This is a genomic window from Acetobacter sp. DsW_063 (assembly GCF_002153745.1).
Lineage (GTDB): Bacteria > Pseudomonadota > Alphaproteobacteria > Acetobacterales > Acetobacteraceae > Acetobacter.
Genome location: NZ_JOPL01000013.1, coordinates 120,064 through 144,590, shown reverse-complemented (window position 1 = coordinate 144,590; position 24,527 = coordinate 120,064). Strand labels below are relative to the sequence as shown.

Genomic DNA, 24,527 nt, shown 5'->3' with positions numbered 1-24,527 from the left:
GCATTGCAGCAACGGCAGATCATCTCAAGACCTAACAGGCCCTAGTTGCAAGTGTGGCGGGGTGCTTGAACACCAGAAACGCTTCGGTCGATTCGTGGCTGTAAACCACGTCGGTCAGCAAGCGCGTCGCGAGCAGAATTGCTGACGTCGCTACGAGAAATGTCACTGCACGACGCATGATTACAGCTCCGCTCCTGACTCTGTAAGAAGGAGTTTCTGAGACGTGGTTCGGGGGGACGAATTATGCCTGGCGGACGGCCCCAGAGCCTCTGATCGAGCATTGCCTGTCGGCGTAAGAATAGACGGTGTTGTGGTGAGGGGGAGGCCCTGGATAAGTCTGGCTCCTGCCTGATCGTGGGTGCACGGCAGGGGGACACGTTTCAGACACAGGGCCGCCCTGAGTGTATCGAGTTGCAACTTCTTATGCCTTGCTAGGCCTCTACGTAGTGTTAAGTCGGGGTATGTCGTTTTGAGGGAGCCACGTTACAGTTCTCCTGCCAGCACGTTCGTTCCAGCCCGCGACTTGGGCGGGTCACCCTGACCTCGGCTGAATCGCCTCGATAACGCCTGCTCGCCGAAACTTGTGAACTCGCAGTTGAACCTGCAAGAAGAGCGTCCCGCCTGTCCGCGCTGTAATTTTGCGGCCACCGGCTACGTCGGCTCTTTTCGTTTTAGAAATTCCCGTAGTCGCCGCCAGTTCGTCGAAGCGGGCTGCCGAGCGTCGAAAGGCGGACTTTTGCCGCGGCACGCAATATAGAGCTTTCCGTGCCTTCCAGTTTTTTAACATTGGTTGGAAGATACCCGAAGATATTTCCTCCAGTGGCGAGCTCAGGTAATCTGAGCATGCTCACGGGAGGCGGATTCCGCTGCTTGAAGCGCGGCTCCTTCTAATTCAGGAGCGACGCCTTAATCCCATTCGAAATCGCGCCAACACTCATCCATGAAAGACAGTTAAGAGCACGTTCACTTCAGATGAGATCGTTACATCGGTCAGCCGTATACTTACATTTCGTATCAATGCTGGGTCGCGTCGTGACGCATACTTGGGTTGTGGTCATGTAAATCGGGCGAGTGACTTCGGATCCCGCCCCTCAGGATGGAAAACGATGAAGCGGACTTTGCTTGCAGTAATGCCTACGATGGTGATCGCTCTGGGCTCTTTTGGTCTGATCGGTTGCGCCGTCGCCCACGATCATCCCCCCATGGAGGCTGGCCCGGGCCCTCATGGTCCCGGTATGGGCGGGCCAGGCTTTCCGATGCTCGAAGGGCTCGATCTTACATCGAAGCAGAAATCGGCGCTGCATGACATCTTCAAACAGGTTCATGAGGACAAAAAGGACGCTCGTGATCAGGGGCGTGATATTCACGAGCAGATCACGAACATCCTGTTGACCCCTGGCGCTGTCGACAAGACGCAACTGGCGACGTTGCAGCAGCAGGAAGAGGCTCTGCACGCGAAGGAAGACGCTGCTCGCCTGGACGTCGCCGTGAAAATTCATGATCTCCTCACGCCGGAACAACTTGCGAAGGCGAAGGCGCGGCACGATCAGGTGTCCGCACTTCTCAAGCAACTGCACGACATTGAGCGCCCCGGACCGCAACCGGAATAGTTTTCCAAACACGCTCATTTTGTAACAATTCTGGAGACGGCATGCCTCCAGAATCGGCGCCGCGATGGCCTTATCGCCGCGATGATGAGAGCGGCGGCGCCACGGCTTCCAAGGATTGGCCCTCCGCGTCGACGCCCCATTTCAGGGTGACGGCCGCCGCCGCCAACATCAGAATCGCTGAAGCCAGATAGCCGCAAGCAAGCGGCGCCGGCCCGGGCGCCTCGATCAGCCGGCCGAATAGCGTCGGCGCCGCGACGCCCCCGAACAGTGTGCCGACGGCATAAAACAACGCGATGGCAAGAGCGCGCATTTCCAACGGAAATATCTCGCTGGCGGTGAGGTAGGCGGCGCTGGCTGCGGCGGACGCGAAAAAGAAAATGGCCGACCAGAAAATTGTCTGCGTAAACGCTGTCAGAACGTTGTCGCCAAACAGCCAGGACACGGCCAGCATGAGCAGACCAGAGACCCCGTAACTGATCGCGATCATACGCCGCCGTCCAACCGTGTCGAAAAATCGGCCCAGCAGGAGTGGTCCCAGCAGATTGCCGAGGGCGAGCGGAAATATGTAAAGCCCTACCTGCTCATCTGCGACGTGGCCGTAACGCGTCAGTACAAGGCCGTAGGTGAAGAACACAGCATTGTATAGAAAGGCCTGAGCAATCATCAGGACCAATACATAGGCCGTACGGCCTCGGTAATCGCCGATCATGACCTTCAGGCAGTCGAGCAGCGAAAAACTTCCTGCAGGATAAATAGCCACCGACGGCAGAATTCCGTTCATCGCGGTTGCTTCGACGCCGTCGGCGCGAACGCGGCGCTCGATCTGTTCCACGACGCTTTCAGCCTCCGCTACGCGGCGGTGCGTCATCAGCCATCTAGGACTTTCCGGAACCCAGCGACGCAGGACAACAACTGCCATTCCGAGAATTGCGCCGATGACGAAAAGTAGACGCCAGACGACAGGAACCGGCAGCAGCTGCGATTTCAACAGTCCCATAGAGGCCCCGGCCCCCAAAGCCGCGCCCGCCCAGAATGTGCCGTTAACAAACAGATCGACGCGCCCCCGCACTCTGGCGGGCACAAGTTCGTCGATCGCGGAGTTTATGGCCGCGTATTCTCCGCCGATTCCAAGCCCGGTAATCATCCGGAAAATCATGAAACTGGTTGCGTTCCAGGACAGGCCGCTTAATCCGACGCCGATAATGTAGAGGGCGAGGGTGATTACGAATATATGCCGTCGACCCATCCGGTCCGTAGCCCAACCGAACCCTAGCGCCCCCAACACAGCCCCCGTCACGTAAGCTGAGGCGGCCTCTCCAACCTGTGCGTCGGTCAGCGAAAGCGTGTCGGATCTTTTCAACACCGGGCCGAGCGTGCCCACGATGGTCACTTCCAGCCCGTCCAAAATCCAGGTCACGCCTAACGCCGCTACAAGCAGAGTGTGGAATCGTGACCATGGAAGGCGGTCCAGACGCGCCGGAATGGTGGTGCGCAAGGGCTGCGAGGCTGCCAAGTCGGAAGTGACGGTCTGCGGCCGTTGGTCAGGCATAGAAAGGTGGCGTCCTTCGGGCGTTTTCCGTTGCTCGAAATCGGGAAAAGCAGCCCGCATCTTCGTTCGGAAGCTCGTCAGGACGCAACTTGTGACGGGCGTTATGCAACCGCGTCGTTTCGATGCACGAACCGATGCGGCGAACCCGTCAACTCGGTGGTGGGACTCGGCTGCAACGAGGGGGCGTTGGACTGGCCGGGCAAAAGACCTCTTGCTTGAACAGTGACGCCTAATGCTGATGAGAAACGCAGAACTTCATCTATTCAAGGCTTGCCGACGTTTTGCGGCGTTCAGGCGTCAAGTGCCTGTCTCTCCCCGTTGGCTCTGGTGGAGCCGAACCGCCAGCAAAGATGCGCCAGAGCCATCAAGACGGGCCCGGCGAAAAGGCCGATCAAGCCCCAGGTCTCCAAACCTCCGAGAATACCGAGAAGGACCCAGACGAAGGGTAAGCGAATAGAGCCGCCGATCAGGACAGGCCTGATGAAGTGGTCTGCAAGAAACAGCACAACGCCGGCGAACACCGCGACGCATGCAGCCGCGACTACGCTTCCTTTGATCAGAATCAGAGCGACGCTGAGAGCGACGGCAACCGACCCGAGCATTGGAATCATGGACGCCAGAGCTGTGAATATGCCGAGCAGGAGTGGCTGGGGCGCGCCCGCGACGACGTAGGACAGGCCTATAATGAGGCCTTCCCCCAACCCGACCAGAACCAGGCCGGCCATTGAGCCGCGCACGGCGCCGACGATCTGTTGCTGCGCCATGCGGCCTCGTGGGCCGAAAAGACGCCAGATCAGCAGGTCCAGCCCGTTCGTCAGGCGCGGGCCTGAACGCAGGAGAAAGAACAGGATCAGAAGCGTAAAGGTAAGGAGCACCAGTCTGTTGGCGACGTCATGACCGAGATGCTCGATAGCGCCAAGACTCTGTTCAGTCCGCAGATGTCGCACCAGTTCGCGCGCACTATCCGGCTGAGCCAGATTGTTCGCCCACCAGCTTTCCGCTTGCGCCTTACCCCATGGAAGGCGGTCCAGCCACGCTGGCTGCGGGACGCCCTCGGTCATGATCTGTTTGACCCATGCAGATCCGTCCTTGGCTTCGCTTGCCGCCGCGCCGATGAGAAAGCCGGTGGGCACGACGAAAGCGAGCCCGATGGCGGCGACAATGGAAGCGGGAATAAGTGTAGCCGCATGGCGGGATGTCCATCGCTGCTGCAGCCATATCATCAACGGCCAACATGTGACCCCGAGGACGGCGCTCCAGAGAAGAGCCACACGGAACCGCCCCAACGTATAGAGGGTAAGGCCGACGATGATGGCGACGAGCACGCCCTGCGCCCAAAATTGGAACGGACGCCGACCCGGTGGGTGGACGTTGGGTCGAAGGTAGGGGAGCGATGGGTCGGGAGTGGATTGCATGTGCTGCTCTGGCGAAAGAAAAAATGATCGGAGTCGTAACGGTTGAAAAATGTGGTTTCTGTTGAAGCCCGAGATATTGAACGCAAATCCCGCCACGATGTTCAATCGTCAGATGCGTCGTTGTCCGTAATTATTCAGATGACGCCGACGGGCGTGCACGCCTGAACTGAAGTGCGCGTTGTAAAATCCATTTCGTGCCGATTGCGCCAGTTTCGACGAATGCACGTATCCGACCGATGATCAGGCAAAGTTCGCTACGCTAAAAAACGATGGCAGATGCAGCCCCGAACTATATGACCGTGTCGACGCACTTATGCATTCACGGTGTGCCAGGTTTTTCCCTCGAATTTGTATTTGACGTCGAACTCCTCGATGACGTCGTTGAAGGTGGCCTGATCGTAAATCCTCATGGACGGCAGACTGCCGAGGCGGTTGAAGTCGGCGTGGAAAGCCCTGTTCACAGCGCGATTGAAGACGCCGGGTCCTGTTTTGTATGGAATATAAAGCCCCGGATAGAGGTAGCTGTTTCTGTAAAGAGACAGAAGTATGTCGCCAAGAATAGGGCTGTTGGAGATCGATCCGAAAAAATCATTGTGGATGTAATGATTGTTCGTCAGAAGAAATACGTGATCTCTGCCATGATCCAGTCGTTCGAAGAAAACCTGCTCCGATTTCAGGCGTATGTCCGCGTCCAGCCACCACCCGCCAAGTTGCTGGATGACATGCACGCGCAGGAAGTCAGCGGCTTCCGCCGGGTGGCGCGACGAAAGAAACAGGTTCCGCGCTTCAACGCCGTAGACGTCATAAAGCCATTGGGCGGCTTCTTCCTGATCGAAAATCTTTACGTCCACGCCCTGAAGGGAACGGTGATAGGAGAAATTTTTCTCGATTTCCTCGGGAGGGTTTTGATCCCAGTACATATAGATTTTTCTGGGAATCGCGCCGAAAGCCGAATTCGCGCCGTTGTAAAGGGTGTCGCGATAGACGTTGCGCATAACCTCCAGATAGAGGCAGTCGCACTCTTCCCCCGTATGGAACTCATCGTAGCAGTTGCCCATGATACGGGCGGCTTTGACAAAATCGCCGGTCCGCCACGCTGCCTGAATGCCAGTGATATAGTTGAAATAGGGTATGGAGAGAGCCCGCAACTGCTTCAGATCGTCGTCAGCGGGCGTCTCGCCGCTTTTCAGTTCGCACAGAAGACTTACATGCAGCAGCGTGTGCGCCGGAGGCATCTGGTGCGGCTGTTTTGAATGCAGGTCGTACGCTCGCCGGTAGAGACGGGCGGCTTCCGCGACACAGCGATCCGTGTGGAGGATGTTAGCAAGGGCGAAAGCGTCTTCGACAGTCCTGCAGCCATGTTCACCGAGATAGGCTATGGCGCGTTCGTTTCCGGCCAGGTCGCTTGCAGACAAGTCGCTGAGGGTGCTGGCTTCGGACATTCAAACGGCTCCGGACGCAGAGTAGCTAGGCCATGTTCTAGGGAAGCTTTGGGACAGGCACAAGCACGCGCAGAACGAAGGAAATTGGGGGGGCTTGCGATCAACCGAGACCCCCGCTTTCATGGACGCCACAGGCGCCGCGTCGAAGAGCAGGCCGCCTCATCAGGCCACGTGTGGTCAGATCGCTTGAGCGTAGCGAGGCGCAGTGTCGTCCCCGTTCGGAAGATAACGGTCGAAGACTGCGGCGATATGACGCAGAAACGGCCGTCCGGCTTCAGTGATGAACAATCGTCCGCTGTCGACGAAGACGAGGCCATCACGCGCCAGAGCGTCGAGAGCGGGTTGCTCCCGTTGAAAAGAACCATCCGCAAGATCAACGGACGCGCCGCACATGATGCGTTCGATCTGGCGTCGTCGGATAAGGTCGTCGTCAGAGAACGTGACGCCGCGCGCGACAGGGAGCGCAGACGAAGCATCCAGCTCACGCGCATAGGCGGCGGCTGAAACGATGTTCTGGGCATAACCTTGGGGAAAGGAAGAGATCGCGGAAGCGCCGAAACCGAGAAGAGTCTCTGCCCCGTCGGTCGTGTAGCCCTGGAAGTTGCGTCTCAGCGAGCCTTCGCGCGCAGCTTTGGCCAATGCGTCGTCCGGCAAGGCATAGTGATCGAGACCGACTGCTTCGTACCCATGCGCACGGAGGGTCTGGTCGATAATTTCCCGCTGCGCCAGGCGCTCGGCGCCGTCAGGCAGATCGGCGTCCTTGATCAGACCCTGACGTTTTTGTTTCCAGGGCACATGCGCATAACCGAACACCGCGAGGCGATCAGGGCGCAGGCTGGCGATCCTGTCGGCAGTCCGCCGTGCGCCGTACGTCGTCTGCAGGGGCAAACCGTAGATCAGATCTATATTCACGCTGCGAAATCCTGCACGTCGGAGCGCTGCGACACAGGTCTCGGTTTGCTCGAAACTTTGTATGCGGCCACAGGCGCGTTGCACAGTTGGATCTATATCCTGAACACCGAGACTGCCGCGGGTGAAGCCCATTGCAGCGAGGTTTTTCGCCATAGCTTCCGAAAAATGGCGGGGATCCAGCTCTACGCATTGCTCGATGTCGGGCTGCAGGTCGAAGAGCTTTTGCGCTTCAACGAGTATGGCTTGCAGCGTTTCGACTGATAGCGTCGTCGGCGTACCGCCTCCGAAATGAATATGAGAGACAGGAAGAAGGCGGTCCGTCTGCGGCATGAGGGCGGCGACACGCCGAAGCTCTTCGCGCAGAAGCTGGCCGTAAGCCCTGCGCGCTGGTTCCGAACGGACGACCGAGGTGTTGCAGCCGCAAAAACGACATAGCTCGTCGCAGAAGGGCACATGGAAATAGAGGGAGACCGGTTTGGCCGGAGGAAGACATCGCAGCCAGACGGCGACGTCTTCTGCACCGACCGCGTCCGTAAAGCGGGTCGCGGTCGGATAACTTGTATAGCGCGGCAGATTGCCGCTGTAGCGCGCCAGCAAGTCGGCGGTCGCTACATTCATTTTCAGAAACGGTATCCGATGCCCATGCCGACGACGGTCGGATCAAGCGAATCATGCGCCTTGATAAAAGCCCCCGACCCACGATCGTTCGCCCAGGCGTGGGCGCGCATGAAGATCTGCTTTACATCGACGTTGAAGAACCAGTTGCCTACAAGCTGGTAGTCGAAGCCGGCGTTGATCGCCGGACCGCCGGTCACGCCCATGTTCAGTTTCTGCACCAGACCACCAGCCGGAGAGACGTTGTGGAACCAGGTTAGCGAACCGCCGACACCCAGGTACGGATTGAAGCGCTTGTGGGGACGGAAGTGCCACGCGAAGGTGACGGTCGGCGGAAGCACCCATGCGCTGCCGACGTCGATGTGGCCGTAAGGCGTGGCGTCGGCGGCGATCTCATGTCGTGTGCTGGCCGCAATCAGGTCGACCGAAACATTGTCCGTGAAGAAATATTCAAACGTGAACTCCGGCGCAGCCTGACGCGTAGCCTTGACTCGACCCGGGATCGCAGCACCGTTCAGCCAGAGCTTGCTGTCGCGGTCCTGCGGAAGAACGCCAATTGCAGACAGACGGACGATGAAATCACCGCGCCCCAGTCCGATCCGCGTGCTGGCGCAGGTTTCGAACAGGCCACAATGGCCGCCGTGGGAAACGGGAGCCGCGACCGGCGCGGCCACAGGCGCGTTGATATAGGTGGCCGCGGATTGCGCTGTCTGTGCGTGGGCGGCGCCGGTGAAGGCGCTCGCCGCAAGCAACGCTGCGGCCAATGCGGAGCGGAGTGCGGTCATGGCAGGTCGTCTTTCAGAAAAACTTTACGTCGAGACGGACAAACCATGACGATCACGAAGAAACCTTGATTTGGATCAAGAAAATGGCTGTTCCATCGGTCTGTGGTTTTTCTGCAGCACGACAATTTCGTCGGCTATTCCGGCCGCATGGAATTCAAAAGCCATAGCCATGTCCTGCGCAGCTATATGGTATTCCGTTTCCACGCACCCAAGACGGGCCGCTACCCTGACGCTTTCCGCCGCGATCGCATGCACAACGGGCCAGCTCGCGCCGCAGGTGGCGACGATGATGGAATCCACGATCAGCCGTGTCTTTCCACCGCGCTTCGCCTCACGACGATAAATAGCCAGACCGCAAGGGGCCCGCGCCCCTTCGTAACGCGCCAGCAGGCCGCCCTGCGTAGGGTTTTCGTTTTCGCGCGTTAGAACCCGAGCTGTGCGCATCCAGTCGCCGGGCGTCATGGAAGGCGTCTTCAGTCTCATCAGCGGATAGGCGACGAGAAGGTCGTGTCTTCCCATGGGTTCGACCTGAATGGGAATGGCGTTCGCGCGCCTTGGCGCCATTGTGTGTATCATCCCTGCCAGTTCGCGTTTACCCACAAGATTGTCGGGAAATGCTCGACGCTCACGCCTTCGTATGGCTGCGCTTGTCACGTGTTTTATGCGCCGTAGCGAAACGACCTCTGGAGGTCGTTTCGCTACGGCGCGGTAATTGCACGTCACTTCACCAGCAGCGGGCTTTCACGAATAATCTTCTGCGTCTCGTTGGTGGCTGGTGGAGACGGGTCGGGACAATGATATAGGTCAAGAAATTATTCGAACGAAGGGGATGCGGTTGGCGCGTTCTCACGGTAAAACAACACACATCTGCGCCTGGACCATACTCGCGGTCTGCATAAGGAGGATAAAAACCTCGTGTCGACTGTATCTTTATCAGATCAAGCCGTCCATCGGCCTCGGCGGCTTGTATTGGCTGGCATGGAAGGCTGCACAAATTGCGCCGCCTGCGAAGTTCGCGGTCATGGCGTGTGCAGCGCCCTTGCCGACAAAGAACTGGAGCGCTTGTCCCGCGCCGCCGTAAAAGTGACTGTGCCCGCAGGCCACATGTTTATCGAAGAGGGGTCGGATGCTCACGATTTCTTCAACGTCACTGGCGGCACGGTGAAGCTGTTCAAGTCGCTTCCCGATGGACGGCGGCAGATAACGGGATTTGTCGGTGTAGGACACTTTCTGGGGTTGGCCGTTTCTGACCATTACGCTTTTGGGGCTGAATCAGTCGAGCAAGTTCAGTTGTGCCGTTTTTCGCGTACGAAACTTGAGACGCTCATGGAAGAGTTTCCGAGCATAGAGCGCCGCCTGCTCGCCGAAGCTGCGAACGAGTTGGTGGCAGCTCAGGACCAGATGCTGCTTTTGGGGCGCAAGACGGCGCATGAACGCGTCGCGAGCTTCCTGTATGGTCGTTTGGTTGAAAAATACGGGGAGCATATTCCACCCGTGGCGGATATCCTTCTCCCCATGACACGCGCCGATATAGCAGATTTTTTGGGCCTTACGGTTGAGACTGTGAGCCGCACTTTCAGCCGCTTGCGGCGGGAGCATCTGATCGGCGTTGGCGCAGGGCAGGATATTCACATTCCGTCGGTGAGCCGACTTGAAGCGATCGGCAGCGGTGACGGCTGAGCGGCGTCGTTTATTCGACTTTAATAGAACTTATAAAAAACACATTTCCTATTGCCTTCATGGTGGGTCCGTATCAGAAGGGCAAATTTTTTACGATCACTCACCAAAGATTATTACTTCGCAAAATTGTTGAACCGATCTGCTTACTGAAGGCGTGTCGCAGTGGCGCGTGCGGACATAGCGAGCGTGGCGTTATTTATTTTTTCAGAGCGTAATTGGTTCTGCGTGATCGTTTCACGATTTTACCAGCCCCTCGGTTTTCGAAGAGAAACGACGGCCATTTTTTGTGCGAGTCGTCACGGGAAATGCGCCGCGTTGCGAGATATGTTGTGTAAAAAGAACATATGTTCCCAATCGACGCGTTATCGCCTGAGATACTCTGCTGTATCGGGGTTTTGTATAGAGTTGGAAATTTCCGCTTCGGGCGGTGATTTCGTTATTTTCCAAGCCTTGCTTTGAAGTGCTTCACGCTATTTCGAAGTAGGTGGTTGTTTTTTTTGGGCGTTGATTTTTCCAGATGGACTCTCCGTGATCTTCTTTGGCAATGTGGGGAAGGTGAGTGAACAAAAGTAGAATACTTTGCGAAACGTAAAAAATAATTTTCTGATCAAAATTAATCCATGCAAAAATGTCGTGTTCTGATAAGCGCTCACATCCAGATGTGACGTGTGACCAACAGTACGTAACGAATTCGAATCTAACTTTCCAAAAAATTGTGTTGCTTGCCCAATGGCGGGTTCAAGCATTTTCCGGGGCCGAACATTTTGATTTTATGTGTTCTTTGGGACGCGCCGGAGACGGGAAATCGGGCGAATGACAAAATCTTCTTGGTTCAGACTGAAACTGATGATTGTCATGCGTCCTTGCGTCGCTGTATGTGCATGGAAACGCGGTGTGCGTCGCACCAGCGAGTTTACGGAGTTACAGTTTACACATGAGCAAAGCGTTCATTGCAGCGGTGCTGCAGGACTCCTTCGGGAGCACGGGAGTCGCCGCGCAGAAGGCGGCTGAAGATTTGATCGATGCGATCGTCGGCGAATTGCTGTCGACCGGTGGTTTCACGCTGCCGAGCTTCGGCGCGTTCACCGTGCACGATACGCCTGCCCGCAATGCCCTGAATCCCCGCACGGGCGAGCCCGTGAAGGTGCAGGCTGGCAGCACGGTGCGCTTCAAGGTTTCTCCGGTCCTCCGCAAGACGGTCACCGAAATTCGCAAGAAGCCCGCTGCGAAGAAGAGCGCCGCTTCGAAGGCCGCCGCGCCTGCGAAAAAGGCCGCCAAGTCCGCCGTCGCCGAGAAGGCTCCTGCCGCCGCGCGTCGCGGTCGCAAGTGATCTGACCAACCCGTCTGGTCGCGCCGGAGCTCTGTCTTCGGTGCGCATGGCGGCGCTTCTGCGCCGCCATGCAGTCTCCTCATTCAAGGAGGAGAGCAGGCGGGTCGAAGGGCGGGTTACTGCCCTGCATTTTGTAGTTGTAATTGTCGGTAATAACGAGCTGCACCGGCCTCCCCGCATACGGGGTTCTCTACCGAGCTTCCCTCGGCGCCACGAACAGGCGCAAGAGCGGTTAAAAACCCAAAACCATATCCGCTCCAAACGTGAACTGCCCGACATTGCGAAGGTCGTTGAAGGGCGTCGTGCCGTTCAAAGAGCGGTCAAATCGAATTTCCGGCCTTATCTCGAACAGCTTCACGCCATGCCCGGTCTCTGGCCGCCAGGTCGCGCCGAGCGTAAGCGCTCCATATGTCGTAACCGGCGCCGACTGCGTTGCGGCCGATTTGCCGAAAAGCGCCCGCATATAAGCCGTGTCCGACAGAAAACTTGTGACCACAAGTCCGGTGTTGTCCCGGAATATCTCCCCCCGATAGTTAAGGGTGAGAGTCGGCGTCAGATGGTAGCTTAGAAAGCTGACAAACCCATATGTATCGGCGCGCAGGCCCTCATCGTGCATGACGTTCAACTCGCCAGTCAGGGTCATATTGCTGCTGAGCTGATACGTGACGTCGAGATCGTTCCAGAAGCGTTGCGCTCCGTTGGCGCGCACGCCCAGAAGGCGAACGGCATTTTCCGGGCCGACGCGGCCAAGATAAGTGACAGCCAGCTTTCCGCCTGCCAGCCCCGTGCCGGTAAAGCCGAAATAACCCGCCGCCGCGTCGTTATTGTCTCCGCCTCCGAACGAGGTCTGGTTGCCTGTGTCCACACCAAACAGAATGTCGAAATGTTTGTTGAGGTGTAGTTGGAACATCGCGCCGATATGCTCGAACGGGGTCGCGAATTCTGTCGTGTAGGCCAGAGAATAAAACGGCCGCGTCGCAGGATCGAGCGTCTCGATCCCCATCGGGGAACCCAGAACCCCCGCCTGCACGTCGAGCCCGCGCCGGGTCAGCCAGGGCAGGTGCGCGTCTACATGCGCCTGCGGCAGGATGAACTGATAGCGCGAGGAGATCGCCCGGTCCGTAAGTCCGCCCAGATTGTAATAACGCGCATCGGAGCCGTAGAGCGCGCGCAGGACAAAGCCGAAATCATACCCACTGGCGGCGGTGTCCACGGCCCGCGCCATCGTGACCGTCAACTGGTTGAGCTGAGCCTGATTGGCGCGATCTCCGATGAGCTGACCATAATTGACGCCATTGCCGGGCCGGGCCGGGTTGGCGTTGACGCCGCCCTCTATCTGGGCCGCGAACGTTACGCTGGAAAGCCAGTCCTGCGCAGTCACGGTTTCAGACGCTGCGCCGCGCGCCGCCGCGGGCGCAACGACAGCGGCAAATAGCGCCGCCGCCCGGAGCCCATTCGTCAGGGCGTACGGGGAGATCAGACGACCCTTCCTACGAATGGCTTCATGATCGGTTCTCCGGCTTGTAAGCGTTACGCGCCATCTGTGCGCGGGTTGCGTCCCGTAAATAAGCAGCTTGAGAGTGGTTCACTGTTTCCTGATGGATGAAAACGAGTATCGAGCCAGAATAAGGCAAATTATAGAAGACAGCGCAAGTAAGCGTCACATATGACTGCATTACGAAATCCGGTCCGTATTCAGAACGATTTTTTTTGAATACAAATTTATATATAAAATATTCGACTCAAACCATCTTTCCCCGCGACGCATGCGCCTCTTTCGGGCCGGAGTTCCGTGACGTAGCGTCCGTCGTGCAATTCTCGTCTTGCAGACCATCTCTCGCACACAAACGGCGGCCGGGCGCGCCATGCACACGACAGGCGCCTGTTCTTCCGATGAAATGACGTCTGCCGCCCCGCCGCAGCTTCAACAAACCGGGCGCACCCGATAGTATCGACATCGAAAGTAACGCGACGCCGCGCAAAGGGGCGACCGCCGGGAAGGAGACGCACGACATGGACGCCGGAACGACCGAACAGAGCCTTCGCGAAGATCTGGCCGCCGCATATCGTCTGATCGCCCATTTCGGCATGACCGACCTTGTCTATACGCACCTGTCCGTGCGCCTGCCGGGGGACGCCAATCGCTTTCTGGTCAACCCCTATGGCTTCCTGTTCGAGGAAATCACGGCCAGCTCGCTCGTCATCGTCGACGCCGACGGGCAGCCCGCACAGAGGACCAGCCACGACGTCAACCCGGCGGGCTTCGTCATCCACTCCGCCATTCACCGGGAACACCACGACGCCGCCTGCGTCATGCACACCCATACGCTGGCCGGCATGGTGATCGCAGCGCAGGAGGGCGGCATCCTGCCGCTCAACCAGATCAGCATCGAGTTCTGCCGGGACGTCGCCTTTCATAGCTATGAAGGCGTGGCCGCCGACGACAATCTGAGCGAGCGGGAAAGGCTGGTGCGCGATCTCGGCAAGTGTAAGTCCATGATCCTCGCCAACCATGGCCTGTTGACCGTCGGCGCCACGGTCGCGGAGGCGTTCTATCGCATGTATTACCTTGAGCAGGCATGCCGCATTCAGGTCGCGGCGCAGTCCACCGGCGCGAAGCTGATCACGCCGTCCCCGGCCATGGTCGATCGCACCTTCGCGCAGTTCCAGAGGGAAGAGGATAAAGGCATGCTGGTGTGGACGGCGTTGAAGCGGAAGCTGGATCGGGAGCAGCCGGGGTATCGGGAGTAGAATAAAACCCAAGATATGGGCTAAAAGTGCAACCGCAAGAGGACGGTAGCATACGATGGCCATTCAAACGAAAACAGCGCCCCGCCCATATGTGCCTGTCGATGCCGCATGGAAAGCGGCGGACGAGCGGGTCACGATACTGGACGACCGCATAGACATTGAAGACGACGCTGTATTCATTTGGCTTAAAGCTCACCTTGTTCACGCCCATGGTCACGGTTTACAGAAGACAGTCATTGGGACGGGCCTTCTTCCTCCAGCCTGGCGCGCAGTAACGCGACGGTTCGCTTCGCCTGTTGATGTCCAGAATTTTATGAACACCCTAGGCCTTCGGGCTGATACGGTTCTCGCCTTACAGACACTCTACAGGCAACTGACGCCAGCGCATCAGCCAATCGATCGCGCTACGCTTCTGCGAGAAATAGGTAACGCCATAATATGCGGGCAGGCGTGGGTCCTTGAATCCCGTCGTATGAAAAGCAGATTTTCCACAAAGACCAGTGAACAGGCTTTTGCGGTTATAAACCCTAAATTGGGTACTAATATAAATTTTCAATTTATAGCAAACGCAGAAGGCGATCAGTGGTTAAGAGGTTATGTGCCGATGCAGCATGGGGTGGTTATCGGCCAAAGTGGCATGACGGTGGCTTCGGGATTTGATCTGGGCCAATGGAGCGTAGACGAAATGACCAAACAGGGTTTTTCCGAAACGCTTCTTCAAAAAATACGACCGTTCGCGAACCGGAAAATGCGTCATATGACAAAAGCTCAGGTCGTGGCGTTAGTGGCTACGCTCGGACCAGTCCCTATACTGACAAAGGAAGAGGCCGACGCCTGCGACACGGCTGTGTTCACGTCGATAGCTAGCGGCGCGATGAGAATCTGGAATGCAAGAATAGAAAAAGGGGTTCCTTTATTTACGGCTCTTCCGCAAGGGTGGCAAACAGTTTGGATATCGAGATTCTACCAGGAAGGGCCCGGGCCAAAATTTTCCAGCGCCATTGATTTCCGAAGCAACGCTCTGGCAGGAAACTGGAAAGATGCTATCGCTGCTTTGCAGTCTTACACTCAGTACAGAGACCGTATAGCCAGTGAAGCGAATCTCCTTCAGCAGCAAATGCCGCCCGAAGTTACAACGGGTGCAGTCGACGATAAATCCCGATGATTCTTCGTGTGTTCAGGGGGGTAAAAACTGTGTGGCGGAATGGTATGAAGAAACATTGTTTAAAAAAATCAATAATATTTTTGTGTGCGTTAAATTTTTCGAATGCGCCGTCATTCGCTGCCGACTGTGCAAGAACATCGACGGCCATAGAAAAAGCAATTTGCGCTGACAATACGTTATTGGAGATGGATAATAAACTTAACGACGACTATGCGGAGCTTTTGAAAAAAACTTCTCCGAAAACAGAAAAACCGTTACGGGTGCAGCAACGGCGATGGTTGCAGGCGCGCAATGCGCAGTGTTCTAAAAATCGGACCTCCAACTGTTTGGCGCCAATATACGGCCGACGTATTGATGAGCTTACAGCCTTGCTAAGCGCTGCCGACACGCAAGAAGATGGTTTGCTTGACACCATAAATCCGATAATTCTCCGCGGTCTCTGGTCGGTGGGGCCGCTTCAAAAAGAGCAGGGTGAAGACGGCATAACTTCAGAAGATGAGCAGCTATCGAAGCAACGCCTTCCGAAGAAAGGCGATCAGGTTACGGCTACTCCGGAGGGGTTATGCTTCAATAATGGGCCATGCCAACCGGTCAGTTGGTCGAAGGTGACGCTCGGTTCTATGCCCGAAGCCCGTCGATATGAGCAGGAGCTTCATCTAGATCCCGCACAGGAACTGTTTTCCGGCCGCCTGTCCGGAAAATGGAATTCGCCGATTATTCTTATTCCTTCGCAAAATGGCGATATGCGGGCGGTTGCGATTGTCTGCGCAAAAGGCAACGAGCCATGCTGGAATAATTTTCAACCATGGCGTGTGAAAACAAACTGACCCGGCTTTCCCTCATGCCGCTCGCCACCCATCCTCCCCCCGCTCCGCCTCCCCCCGTAACTCCAACTCATCCAGCATAGCCCCCAGCATCTCCGCAGACGCCCGGCGCAGCTTGTCCGGCATCGCGCCGTAAAGCTCGTCGCGCAACTCCTCCTCGCTGCGCCAGCCCTGCGTCAGAAGCCCGCGCGTCTGCTGGATCTTGCGCTGGCGCGCGCGGATCAGCCCCTGCACGAACGCTTCCGGTTCGGTGATGGTCGGGCCATGGGCGCTGAAGATCGCCTCATACCCGGCGGACAACACTGATTGCAGGCTGTCGAGATACAGCCGCATGTCGCCATGGGGCGAACGCGGAACAACAGTGGTCGACCACCCCATGATATGGTCGCCGGACAGCAGTCGCCCGCCACCGATATCGAGGCACACATGGTCCATCGAATGTCCGGGCGTCTTCACGAGCCGCAGGCCCGGCGCATGGAACGCATCGACGTCCAGCCCTTGCGCGCCGCCATAGACCGTGGCGCCGCTCATCTGCGCGAGGGTCGCAGCCCCGGCCTCATGGTCGTGGTGCCAGTGCGTGACGAAGATGGTGGGCGTCCCCCCGCCGCAGGCGTCGAGCACGGCGCGCAGGTGCTCCGGGTCGTCCGGCCCCGGATCAAGCACTACCCGTCCCTCCGGCGTGTCGATCAGCCACGTGTTGGTGCCGTGATAGGTCATCGGACCGGGATTGCGCGCGACGATGCGGGTCAGGCCCTCGCTTTCGACGATCGGGAGACCGTATTCTGGTGTCGGCTCAAGGTACTTCATGGAATTTGCAGGCCTGTTGAAAACGCGCCGCGCTAATTAGGGGCAGGTTTCCGGTTTTGCATAGGGTTCGGACGCGTTGCAGCGTCACGATCACCAGACGTTGAGGTCTTCGGGCTGCGAAAGGCGCGCTGCGGTATGGCGCAACCGGGGATGCGGACGTTACCCTCTCGGTTCGGGTCGCGAACACGTTTCATCGTCAGAGGACAGGCAGTGCAGACATTCCTTTTCATAATGGTGGTCGGCGTGGGATCGACGCTTGCGCTCGACCTGTGGGGTCTGATCGCAAGAAAGATGGGTTGGCTGCCGGGCGCGCACTGGCCGTCGGTGGGGCGTTGGCTTCTTGGTCTCCCGGCGGGACGGTTTTTCTTTGACGGGACGAATGCGGCCCCCAACACGACGACGGAAAGCGTTCTGGGCTGGGCGTTCCATTATGTCGTCGGTCTGGCTTACGCTGCGATGCTGCCACTGTTCTGGGGCGCGGACTTTATTCGCGATCCGGGTCTTGGCCCGTGTCTGGTCATAGGGCTTGTGGTCAGCACCGTGGCGGGGCTCGGGTTTTTCATGCCCGCGATGGGCGGGGGCCTGCTTGCGCGCAAGACGCCGTCGCCTCCGATGACGATAGCGTATGTGCTGGTTGCTCATGCGGTCTTCGCGCTGGCCCAGTTTGCTCTGGCTTTGGGCGTCGCTGCGGCGATGTGACGAGAGGCGACGATCCGTCGAGCGGCAGGTCCGTGCGGCCGGCGTAGCCGGCTGATGAGGCTCGTCGGCGGCTAGTAAGCGCGGAAGGCGAGCCTTCCTCGCCTTTTCGTCTCCGGGCGGCGGCTGTATGGTGCGCCCTCCTTGCACCCATACCGGAGCTTGCCTGCCCAATGGACCCGGCGTCACCCCGCCTCACCGACAGACCGCTGTCTTTTCAGGATCTGATCCTGACCCTTCACCGTTTCTGGTCGGAACGAGGTTGCGCCATTCTCCAGCCGTATGACGTGGAGGTCGGCGCGGGCACGCTGTCGCCGCACACCACGCTGCGCGCGTTGGGCGACACGCCCTGGAAGGCCGCCTATGTGCAGCCATGCCGCCGTCCGTCCGACGGGCGTTATGGCGAGAACCCGAACCGTTTGCAGCATTATTACCAGTATCAGGTGCTGCTGAAGCCGACGCCGGAAGAAAGCCAGCAACTGCTGCTCGATAGCTATCGGGCCATCGGCATCGACCCGGACCTGCACGACATCCGTTTCGTCGAGGACGACTGGGAGAACCCCACGATCGGCGCATGGGGGCTGGGCTGGGAAGTCTGGTGCGACGGCATGGAGGTGACGCAGTTCACCTATTTCCAGCAGGTGGGCGGCATCCCCGTCACTGTGCCTTCGACCGAACTGACCTACGGGCTGGAGCGTCTGGCCATGTATGTGCAGGGCGTGGAGAACGTCTACGATCTGGACTTCAACGGCGCCGGGCTGAAATACGGCGACGTGTTCCTGCGGGCCGAGCGCGATTACTCGCGACACAATTTCGAACTGGCCGACACCTCCATCCTGCACCAGCACTTCATGGATGCGGAGAAGCAGTCGGTGGCGCTTGCGGAAGCAGGCGTGGCGCAGCCCGCCTATGACCAGTGCCTGAAGGCCAGCCATCTGTTCAACCTGCTCGACGCGCGTGGCGTGATCAGCGTGAGCGAGCGCGCGTCCTACATCGGGCGTGTGCGGACGCTTGCGAAACTGTGCTGCGAGACCTGGCTGGCTGGTGAGTCCGCCCATACGAAGGGCGAGGGCTGAGTCATGGCCGAACTTCTGCTTGAACTGTTTTCCGAAGAAATCCCGGCTCGCATGCAGGAAGCGGCGGGCGAGGAACTGACGCGGCTTGTCACAAAGGCGCTCGCGCCCCTGAACCCGCGCGACGCGCGCAGCTTCACTGGGCCGCGCCGCATAGCGCTGACGTGCGCCGTTGACGCCGAAGTGCCGTCGCAGACGGTGTCGGAGCGCGGCCCGCGCGAGAGCGCGCCGGAGCAGGCGCTGGCGGGTTTCCTGCGCAAGCACGGCGCGACGAAGGACGAACTTGTCGCTGAAGGCGGCTTCTGGGTGCTCAACCGCCAGACGCCCGCCATCGCCGCGTCTCCTTATGTGGCGGAGCGCGTCGCCGGGCTGCTGCGGCAGTTTGCGTGGCCGAAATCCATGCGCTGGGGCACAGGCAGCGGCTTCACCTGGGTTCGTCCCTTGCGCCGCATCCTGTGCCTGCTGGACGGCGTGATCGTGCCGTTCTCGCTGGTGACCGATGAGGGAGGCGTCGAGGATACCGGGCATGGCTTGCGCAGCGGTGATCTGACCGAAGGGCATCGCTTCTGGCCGGTCGGCGTGCGCAGCGCGGAGGCGTTCGCGGTGCGTGACGCCGCAAGCTGGGCGCAAGGCCTGCGGGAGCGCCGCGTGCTTGTGGACGCTGCAGAGCGTCGGCAGGCCATCGTGACTGGCGTGAACGAACTGGCGCGTGAAGAGGGCCTGGCGGTCGCGACCGATCCCGGTCTGGTGGACGAGGTCGCGGGTCTGGTCGAATGGCCCGTTCCGCTTCTGGGGCGCATCGACGAGGAGTTCATGGGCCTTCCGCCAGAGGTCATGCAGGTCTCGATGCGTGTGAACCAGCGCTATTTCGCGCTGCGCCACAGCGACGGAAGCGCGGCGCCGCGTTTCGCCTTCGTCGCCAATATCGACCCGACGGACGGCGGCGCGCAGGTGATCGCGGGCAACGAGCGCGTGCTGCGCGCCCGTTTCTCCGACGCGCGTCATTTCTGGGATCTGGACCGCAAGCGCACGCTGGAATCCCGCGTCGCGGATCTCGATGCGGTGACGTTCCATGCAAGTCTCGGCAGTCAGGGCGCGCGCGTCGCCCGTCTCGTGCGGCTGGCTCGCCTGATCGCACCGATGATCGGCGCCGACGCCGAACAGGCGGCGCGTGCGGCCCTGTTGGCGAAGGCCGATCTTCTGACCGGCATGGTCGGGGAGTTCCCGGAACTTCAGGGCGTGATGGGCGGATATTACGCTCGCCACGATGGTGAGGCCGCCCCCGTCTGCGCCGCCGTGGCCGAGCATTACCAGCCGCGTGGCCCGTCCGACAGCGTGCCGACGGCGCCGGTGTCCGTGGCGGTTGCGCTCGCCGAACGGTTCGACATGCTCGCGGGTTTCTTCGCCGCAGGCGCGAAGCCGGGCGGATCAGGCGACCCGTATGGTCTGCGCCGCGCCGCGCTGGGCGTGATCAATCTGATCCGCACCAACGGGCTGCGTCTGGATTTGGTCGCGCTGTTCGTGGCCGCAGCCGAAGCGTTGCCCGAGGCGTTGCGCGACGCGCCCGATCTGGATCTCCTGCCAGGCTTTATCGCGGAACGTCTGCGTGTGCAGCTTCGCAGCGAAGGGGCGCGCCACGACATTCTCGCGGCGATTTCGGCGGGCAATACCGACACCGACATCACGCGTCTGCTGGCCCGCACTGACGCTCTGGCGTCGATGCTGGAGACCGAGGACGGTCGCAACCTGCTGGCTGCGACGAAGCGCGCGGCCAACATCCTTCGCATCGAAGACAAAAAGGACGGTCCGCACGAGGGCGCTCCTGATGCGTCTTTGTATAGCCAGCCGGAGGAGCGCGCGCTGGCGGAGGCTCTGTCGCGCGTGATCCCGGCGGTCGAGGCGGCGATTGCGGAAGAGCGCTTCAGCGACGCGATGCGCGACGTGGCGGGCCTGCGTCCGGTTCTGGACACATTCTTCGAGTCCGTGACGGTCAACGCCGCCGACGCGGCGGTCCGGACCAACAGGCTGCGGCTGTTGTCAGAGCTTGCGCGCATGACACGGCTGATCGCCGATTTTGGACAGATCGACGGGTAGGGAGCATTCAGGGGGGAGCAGATTTTCGGGGCTTTGCCCCGCTCCCCACAAAGGGCCGTGGTTCCTTTGATCCCTGTTTGTTTAGATGAGAACTCTCCCCGGGCAGTCGCCATTCTCGTTTGTAAGTCGGTTGCGGAGCATTTTTTCGTCGCTGGCGCCGAAAGGGCCAACCCCGGTCGGCTGCGCCCGGTTTTATCGCGCTTCACGGACCGGATTTTGAGCGGCTCCGCCGCGCGAGAACGAGCGTCCGAGCGGCGTAGTTCGCCGTTCGCGTCGTCGTGGGGCTGCGGAGGCGGGTATTTTTGTTCATCTCGTGCGGGAGCGTCAGCAAAGCGGCGCCCTGAGGCGCCGGGCCTGCGCGGTCCCTCTTGAAACACTCTTAAGCCCTGCGTAACCCACCTCCGGGTGTTATGCTCAGGAGGTGACCATTCTCGACTCCGCCGATTCCGCCGCCCCGTCGTCTCAGGACGGCGGCATGCTGGGCGTCTCCCTGCGTCAGCCTCCAGCCAACCCGGACGCGGAGCAGGCTCTGCTCGGCGCGCTGCTGACCAACAACCGGGCTTACGACCGTGTTTCGGACTTCCTGACCGGCGCGCATTTCGCCAGCCGCGTGAACGGGGAGATTTACGACGCGATAGCCCGACGCATCGAGAACGGACAACTCGCCGACCCGGTGACGTTGCGTGCGACGCTGGAGCATTCCGGGTTGCTCGACAGCGTCGGCGGCATGGCCTACCTCGCCAGGCTGCTGACCTCGATGGTCGGCATCATCAACGCTGGCGACTATGGCCGCGCGATCCACGACGCCTGGATACGCCGGCAACTGATCGATATCGGCGAAGGCATCGTCAACAACGCCTTTGGCGCGACCGAGGGGCTGGACGGCCCGGACCAGATCGCGGCGGGCGAGGAGCAACTCTTTCGCCTCGCGACCGACAAGGGACAGGATGGCGGCTTCACAGCATTCGATCGCGCCCTGACCAATGCGATTCAGGTTGCGGAGAAGGCGTTCAGCAACGCTGGCGACGTTTCGGGCCTGACATCCGGATTGCGCGACTTCGACAAGAAGACTGGCGGCCTGCATCCGTCGGACTTGCTGATCCTTGCGGGACGTCCGGCCATGGGCAAGACGGCGCTTGCGACAAAGGTGGCGTTCTCCGCCGCGCGCGAGTTGTTGCGTCGAGCGCAGGAGCAGGGCGACGGCGTACAGCCTGATGGCGCGGTTGCGATCTTCTCGCTCGAAATGTCGGCGGAGCAGTTGGCCACGCGTATTCTGTCCGAGCAGGCGGAGGTGTCCGGCGAGCGCATCCGTCGTGGCGATATCGGGCAGAAGGAATTCGACCGTTTCGTGCGCGTCAGCCGCGAACTGGCGCAGTTACCGCTGATGATCGACGATACGCCAGCGATTTCACTGTCGGCCATGCGTACGCGCTGTCGACGGTTGAAGCGCACCAAGGGGTTGAGTCTCGTGGTGGTCGATTATCTGCAACTCATGCGGCCTGCGGTCGGCACCAAGCCGGAAAGTCGCGTGCTCGAAATTTCGATGATCACGCAGGGGCTGAAGGCGATCGCCAAGGAGCTGGAAGTGCCGGTCATCGCGCTGTCGCAGCTTTCCCGTCAGGTGGAGAGCCGGGAGGACAAGCGTCCGATGTTGTCGGATCTGCGTGAGTCCGGCTCGATCGAGCAGGACGCAGATGCGGTGATGTTCGTCTATCGCGATGAATACTACCTGCAGCAGCGTGAACCGAAAGAAACGGCGTTTGATTCCGCCGACAAATACCAGGCGGCGCTTGACGACTGGCGGCGTAAGATGGAGCTTGTGCATAACAAGGCTGAGTTGATTCTTGAGAAACAGCGTCACGGTCCGACGGGCGTCGTGCACCTGTATTTCGAAGGCGAGTTCACGCGTTTCGCTGATCTCGACACGATGCACGACGATTATCCGATGCATTGAGGCGTGTTCGGGCGGCGTTGTCGCCCGAACACGGTTTGCTCGTGGACGTTCACTCAAGCATCGGATGGGGCTGAGAGAGTCAGTTTGTGGTCTGCTGTTTTTCTCACGGACGTTGCTGTGGCGTTTCTATGATTTGTTGGGATTTTTCAGAAAATTCCGAGAATTTTCTTATTTTAATTTATTAATATTCGTAATATTTTATTTATTGTGAGTTAAGTTTTCGTATTTTTCATCGTGAATTTCGGTCATGAGAAATGATGCCGTTTTATCAGAAATATTTCAAAATTTGGTGAAAATTTAGAGTGACCGCAGTTGGACCAGGATGGTGTCATGTTTTGAGTGTGGCTTAATTCGCATTTGGATAAAGGTCTTTTGTATAGAAGAGCCTATTAAGGTATGTAATCAGTGTAAAGTATTAAAGCTGCATAGGGAAAAAGATATTGCATAGAATGTGAAACCCGTCTGTAAAACGCTTCCACCGCACGTTGCACGCGTTCTTCACAGAACGGAAGTTTGCATATAGTCGAGCCCGGGTCTCTTGCATGACGCATGCTATGCAAACAAAAAAGCTATAGAGTAAGTCGGGATCAACCGTTCGCCGGGATGGTTACGATTGTGTTCGGTTCCTTGCTTGTCTTGGAGAGCTCAAGAAGTATCTGCAGCATCGTGAAAGCCAGTTTGCTGTCATAATCGTTGTCGGCGATCCAGTAGTATTTGTGATTGTACGTGGTCCATACAAAGACCGAATCTGGTTTTTCATTTGTGACGTGGATCACGACAATGGGACGTTTCTCGTGCCCCGTCAGCCTGATTGTCGGCCGCGTGCGTCCGGAGACGATGTCATCCTGCGGAACCTCGATCTGATAGGCGATTTGTCCCAGAACGCCGAGAATTGTCCGGGTCAGGAGGCGAATTTGTCCCGGCCGCGGGCGTCCGCCGCCATAAGTGACTTCGACCCGTTCATCGTTCTGGGCCATTCCCAGCAGGCGCCTTACTTCGCGGACGACTCCGGATAAGACCGGATCATCGGACGACGTGATGGAGAGATAGACGCGGTCAGGTTGAGCTTCCGTTCCCTGCGTCTGTGGCGTCCTCTCAAGCTGGATGCCAAGCAGACCAGCAAGCTGCAACGCTCTCAGGTCAGATAGAAGGTCAAAAAATACAGGAGTTCCGCGTGCGTTCTCGCCGCCCATGGGGCCAACGTTGTTGATCAGATTGACCGATTGAACGGACAGTCGGAATAGCACGTCGATGGGCAGGCCGCCCATGACGAGCGGGAGCAGGTTGGCGGGTGGAAGCGGGCGGAGAAAGCTTTCCGCGTAGGCGTCGCCTGTGACAGGCTGGAAGGTGAAGGTCGGACTCTCCTGCAATTGCGCCGCGATGCCGCCGTAAGGCCGCGTTGCGACCGAATAGGTCCCGATGCCGACAGATACGTTGCGCTGTAACTGATATCCGGAAATGAGCTGCGTCGTATCAAGGAATCCCGGAGTGTCCGCGTAGCGCAGTCTTACGACATTCAACAGCGTCTGCTGCTTGCTCGCGCTCGTCAGGGCTCTGGAATAATCGCTCTGATCACGGTCGAGCCGTGTCGGGCCGATCTCATAGCACCCACTGAGAAAAAACGCTGTGAGCAATGGCAGAACAGTGTGGATTCGCAACGTTGAGGCCGCCAGTTGTTGTTCGGTCTTTTTGATCGACGGCACAGACATTGACGCCGGGATCGTGTCCCCAAACTACAGCGACATGACATTTGCACAACGCCCTGGCCCCCTCTTTCTGAGGCGCGCCGGGTTCTGGATGATCCGGATTTTTGCCAGGGACGCGA

The 24,527-nt window shown here is 58.8% G+C and carries 19 protein-coding genes and 1 pseudogene; 10 read left to right on the top strand and 10 right to left on the bottom strand.

The window, feature by feature from the left end; genetic code table 11:
* Positions 1 to 31: 31 nt before the first annotated feature.
* Complete coding sequence (locus tag HK28_RS13935; RefSeq protein ID WP_158093383.1) at positions 32 to 178, bottom strand: hypothetical protein; 147 nt, start codon at positions 176 to 178, stop codon at positions 32 to 34.
* A gap of 928 nt (positions 179 to 1,106) precedes the next feature.
* On the opposite strand from HK28_RS13935, the gene HK28_RS03500 reads away from it, so the two are divergent.
* Positions 1,107 to 1,610, top strand: a complete 504-nt coding sequence (locus HK28_RS03500; protein ID WP_086643222.1) for a Spy/CpxP family protein refolding chaperone — start codon at positions 1,107 to 1,109, stop codon at positions 1,608 to 1,610.
* A gap of 70 nt (positions 1,611 to 1,680) precedes the next feature.
* Here the strand turns inward: HK28_RS03500 and HK28_RS03495 are convergent, their stop codons facing one another.
* From HK28_RS03495 to HK28_RS03470, 6 genes are all read right to left on the bottom strand, one after another.
* Positions 1,681 to 3,159 carry an MFS transporter gene (locus HK28_RS03495; protein ID WP_086643238.1) on the bottom strand — a complete coding sequence of 493 codons (1,479 nt, stop codon included), beginning with the start codon at positions 3,157 to 3,159 and terminating at the stop codon, positions 1,681 to 1,683.
* Positions 3,160 to 3,449: 290 nt separating this feature from the next.
* The gene (locus tag HK28_RS03490; RefSeq protein WP_086643237.1) at positions 3,450 to 4,574 is read right to left on the bottom strand and encodes an AI-2E family transporter; all 1,125 of its coding nucleotides are present in this window, start codon (positions 4,572 to 4,574) and stop codon (positions 3,450 to 3,452) included.
* Between the two features lie 311 nt (positions 4,575 to 4,885).
* Positions 4,886 to 6,016: a hypothetical protein gene (locus HK28_RS03485; RefSeq protein WP_086643221.1), complete on the bottom strand. Its 1,131-nt coding sequence runs from the start codon at positions 6,014 to 6,016 to the stop codon at positions 4,886 to 4,888.
* Between the two features lie 177 nt (positions 6,017 to 6,193).
* Positions 6,194 to 7,546: an oxygen-independent coproporphyrinogen III oxidase gene (gene hemN, locus HK28_RS03480; RefSeq protein ID WP_086643220.1), complete on the bottom strand. Its 1,353-nt coding sequence runs from the start codon at positions 7,544 to 7,546 to the stop codon at positions 6,194 to 6,196.
* 2 nt (positions 7,547 to 7,548) lie between these two features.
* Positions 7,549 to 8,328, bottom strand: a complete 780-nt coding sequence (locus HK28_RS03475) for an OmpW family protein (RefSeq protein WP_086643219.1) — start codon at positions 8,326 to 8,328, stop codon at positions 7,549 to 7,551.
* Positions 8,329 to 8,403: 75 nt separating this feature from the next.
* The gene (locus HK28_RS03470) at positions 8,404 to 8,892 is read right to left on the bottom strand and encodes a hypothetical protein (RefSeq protein WP_086643218.1); all 489 of its coding nucleotides are present in this window, start codon (positions 8,890 to 8,892) and stop codon (positions 8,404 to 8,406) included.
* Between the two features lie 414 nt (positions 8,893 to 9,306).
* Here HK28_RS03470 and HK28_RS03465 point away from each other — a divergent pair, with 414 nt between their 5' ends.
* The gene (locus HK28_RS03465; RefSeq protein WP_198945777.1) at positions 9,307 to 10,008 is read left to right on the top strand and encodes a Crp/Fnr family transcriptional regulator; all 702 of its coding nucleotides are present in this window, start codon (positions 9,307 to 9,309) and stop codon (positions 10,006 to 10,008) included.
* Positions 10,009 to 10,942: 934 nt separating this feature from the next.
* Positions 10,943 to 11,209 (top strand): annotated as a pseudogene (locus HK28_RS03460) (HU family DNA-binding protein); the annotation flags it as partial.
* A gap of 361 nt (positions 11,210 to 11,570) precedes the next feature.
* Here HK28_RS03460 and HK28_RS03455 read toward each other — a convergent pair.
* Complete coding sequence (locus HK28_RS03455) at positions 11,571 to 12,719, bottom strand: outer membrane beta-barrel protein (RefSeq protein ID WP_233140320.1); 1,149 nt, start codon at positions 12,717 to 12,719, stop codon at positions 11,571 to 11,573.
* Positions 12,720 to 13,351: 632 nt separating this feature from the next.
* Between HK28_RS03455 and HK28_RS03450 the strand changes: the two genes are divergently transcribed.
* From HK28_RS03450 to HK28_RS03440, 3 genes are read left to right on the top strand one after another with little or no spacing between them, the layout of a single operon-like run.
* Entirely contained in the window at positions 13,352 to 14,089 is a 738-nt protein-coding gene (locus tag HK28_RS03450; protein WP_086643214.1) for a class II aldolase/adducin family protein, read from the top strand.
* Between the two features lie 55 nt (positions 14,090 to 14,144).
* Positions 14,145 to 15,254 (top strand): pesticin C-terminus-like muramidase, encoded by a 1,110-nt coding sequence (locus HK28_RS03445; protein ID WP_086643213.1) that lies wholly within the window; start codon positions 14,145 to 14,147, stop codon positions 15,252 to 15,254.
* Entirely contained in the window at positions 15,251 to 16,081 is an 831-nt protein-coding gene (locus tag HK28_RS03440; RefSeq protein WP_086643212.1) for a lysozyme inhibitor LprI family protein, read from the top strand. The genes HK28_RS03445 and HK28_RS03440 overlap by 4 nt, the downstream gene beginning before the upstream one ends.
* 12 nt (positions 16,082 to 16,093) lie before the next feature.
* Here HK28_RS03440 and HK28_RS03435 read toward each other — a convergent pair whose 3' ends face one another.
* The gene (locus HK28_RS03435; RefSeq protein ID WP_086643211.1) at positions 16,094 to 16,885 is read right to left on the bottom strand and encodes an MBL fold metallo-hydrolase; all 792 of its coding nucleotides are present in this window, start codon (positions 16,883 to 16,885) and stop codon (positions 16,094 to 16,096) included.
* 210 nt (positions 16,886 to 17,095) lie between these two features.
* Between HK28_RS03435 and HK28_RS03430 the strand changes: the two genes are divergently transcribed.
* The 4 genes from HK28_RS03430 (at position 17,096) to HK28_RS03415 (ending at position 22,702) form a co-directional block, all read left to right on the top strand.
* Positions 17,096 to 17,584 carry a DUF2938 family protein gene (locus tag HK28_RS03430; RefSeq protein ID WP_158093382.1) on the top strand — a complete coding sequence of 163 codons (489 nt, stop codon included), beginning with the start codon at positions 17,096 to 17,098 and terminating at the stop codon, positions 17,582 to 17,584.
* 170 nt (positions 17,585 to 17,754) lie between these two features.
* Positions 17,755 to 18,657, top strand: coding sequence for a glycine--tRNA ligase subunit alpha (locus HK28_RS03425; protein ID WP_086643209.1), 903 nt, complete (start codon positions 17,755 to 17,757; stop codon positions 18,655 to 18,657).
* A gap of 3 nt (positions 18,658 to 18,660) precedes the next feature.
* Positions 18,661 to 20,748 carry a glycine--tRNA ligase subunit beta gene (gene glyS, locus HK28_RS03420; RefSeq protein ID WP_086643208.1) on the top strand — a complete coding sequence of 696 codons (2,088 nt, stop codon included), beginning with the start codon at positions 18,661 to 18,663 and terminating at the stop codon, positions 20,746 to 20,748.
* A gap of 475 nt (positions 20,749 to 21,223) precedes the next feature.
* A complete protein-coding gene (locus tag HK28_RS03415) occupies positions 21,224 to 22,702 on the top strand; it encodes a replicative DNA helicase (RefSeq protein WP_086643236.1) in 1,479 nt (492 codons plus the stop codon).
* Between the two features lie 587 nt (positions 22,703 to 23,289).
* Here the strand turns inward: HK28_RS03415 and HK28_RS03410 are convergent.
* Positions 23,290 to 24,411, bottom strand: coding sequence for a hypothetical protein (locus HK28_RS03410; protein WP_233140319.1), 1,122 nt, complete (start codon positions 24,409 to 24,411; stop codon positions 23,290 to 23,292).
* Positions 24,412 to 24,527 lie beyond the last annotated feature (116 nt).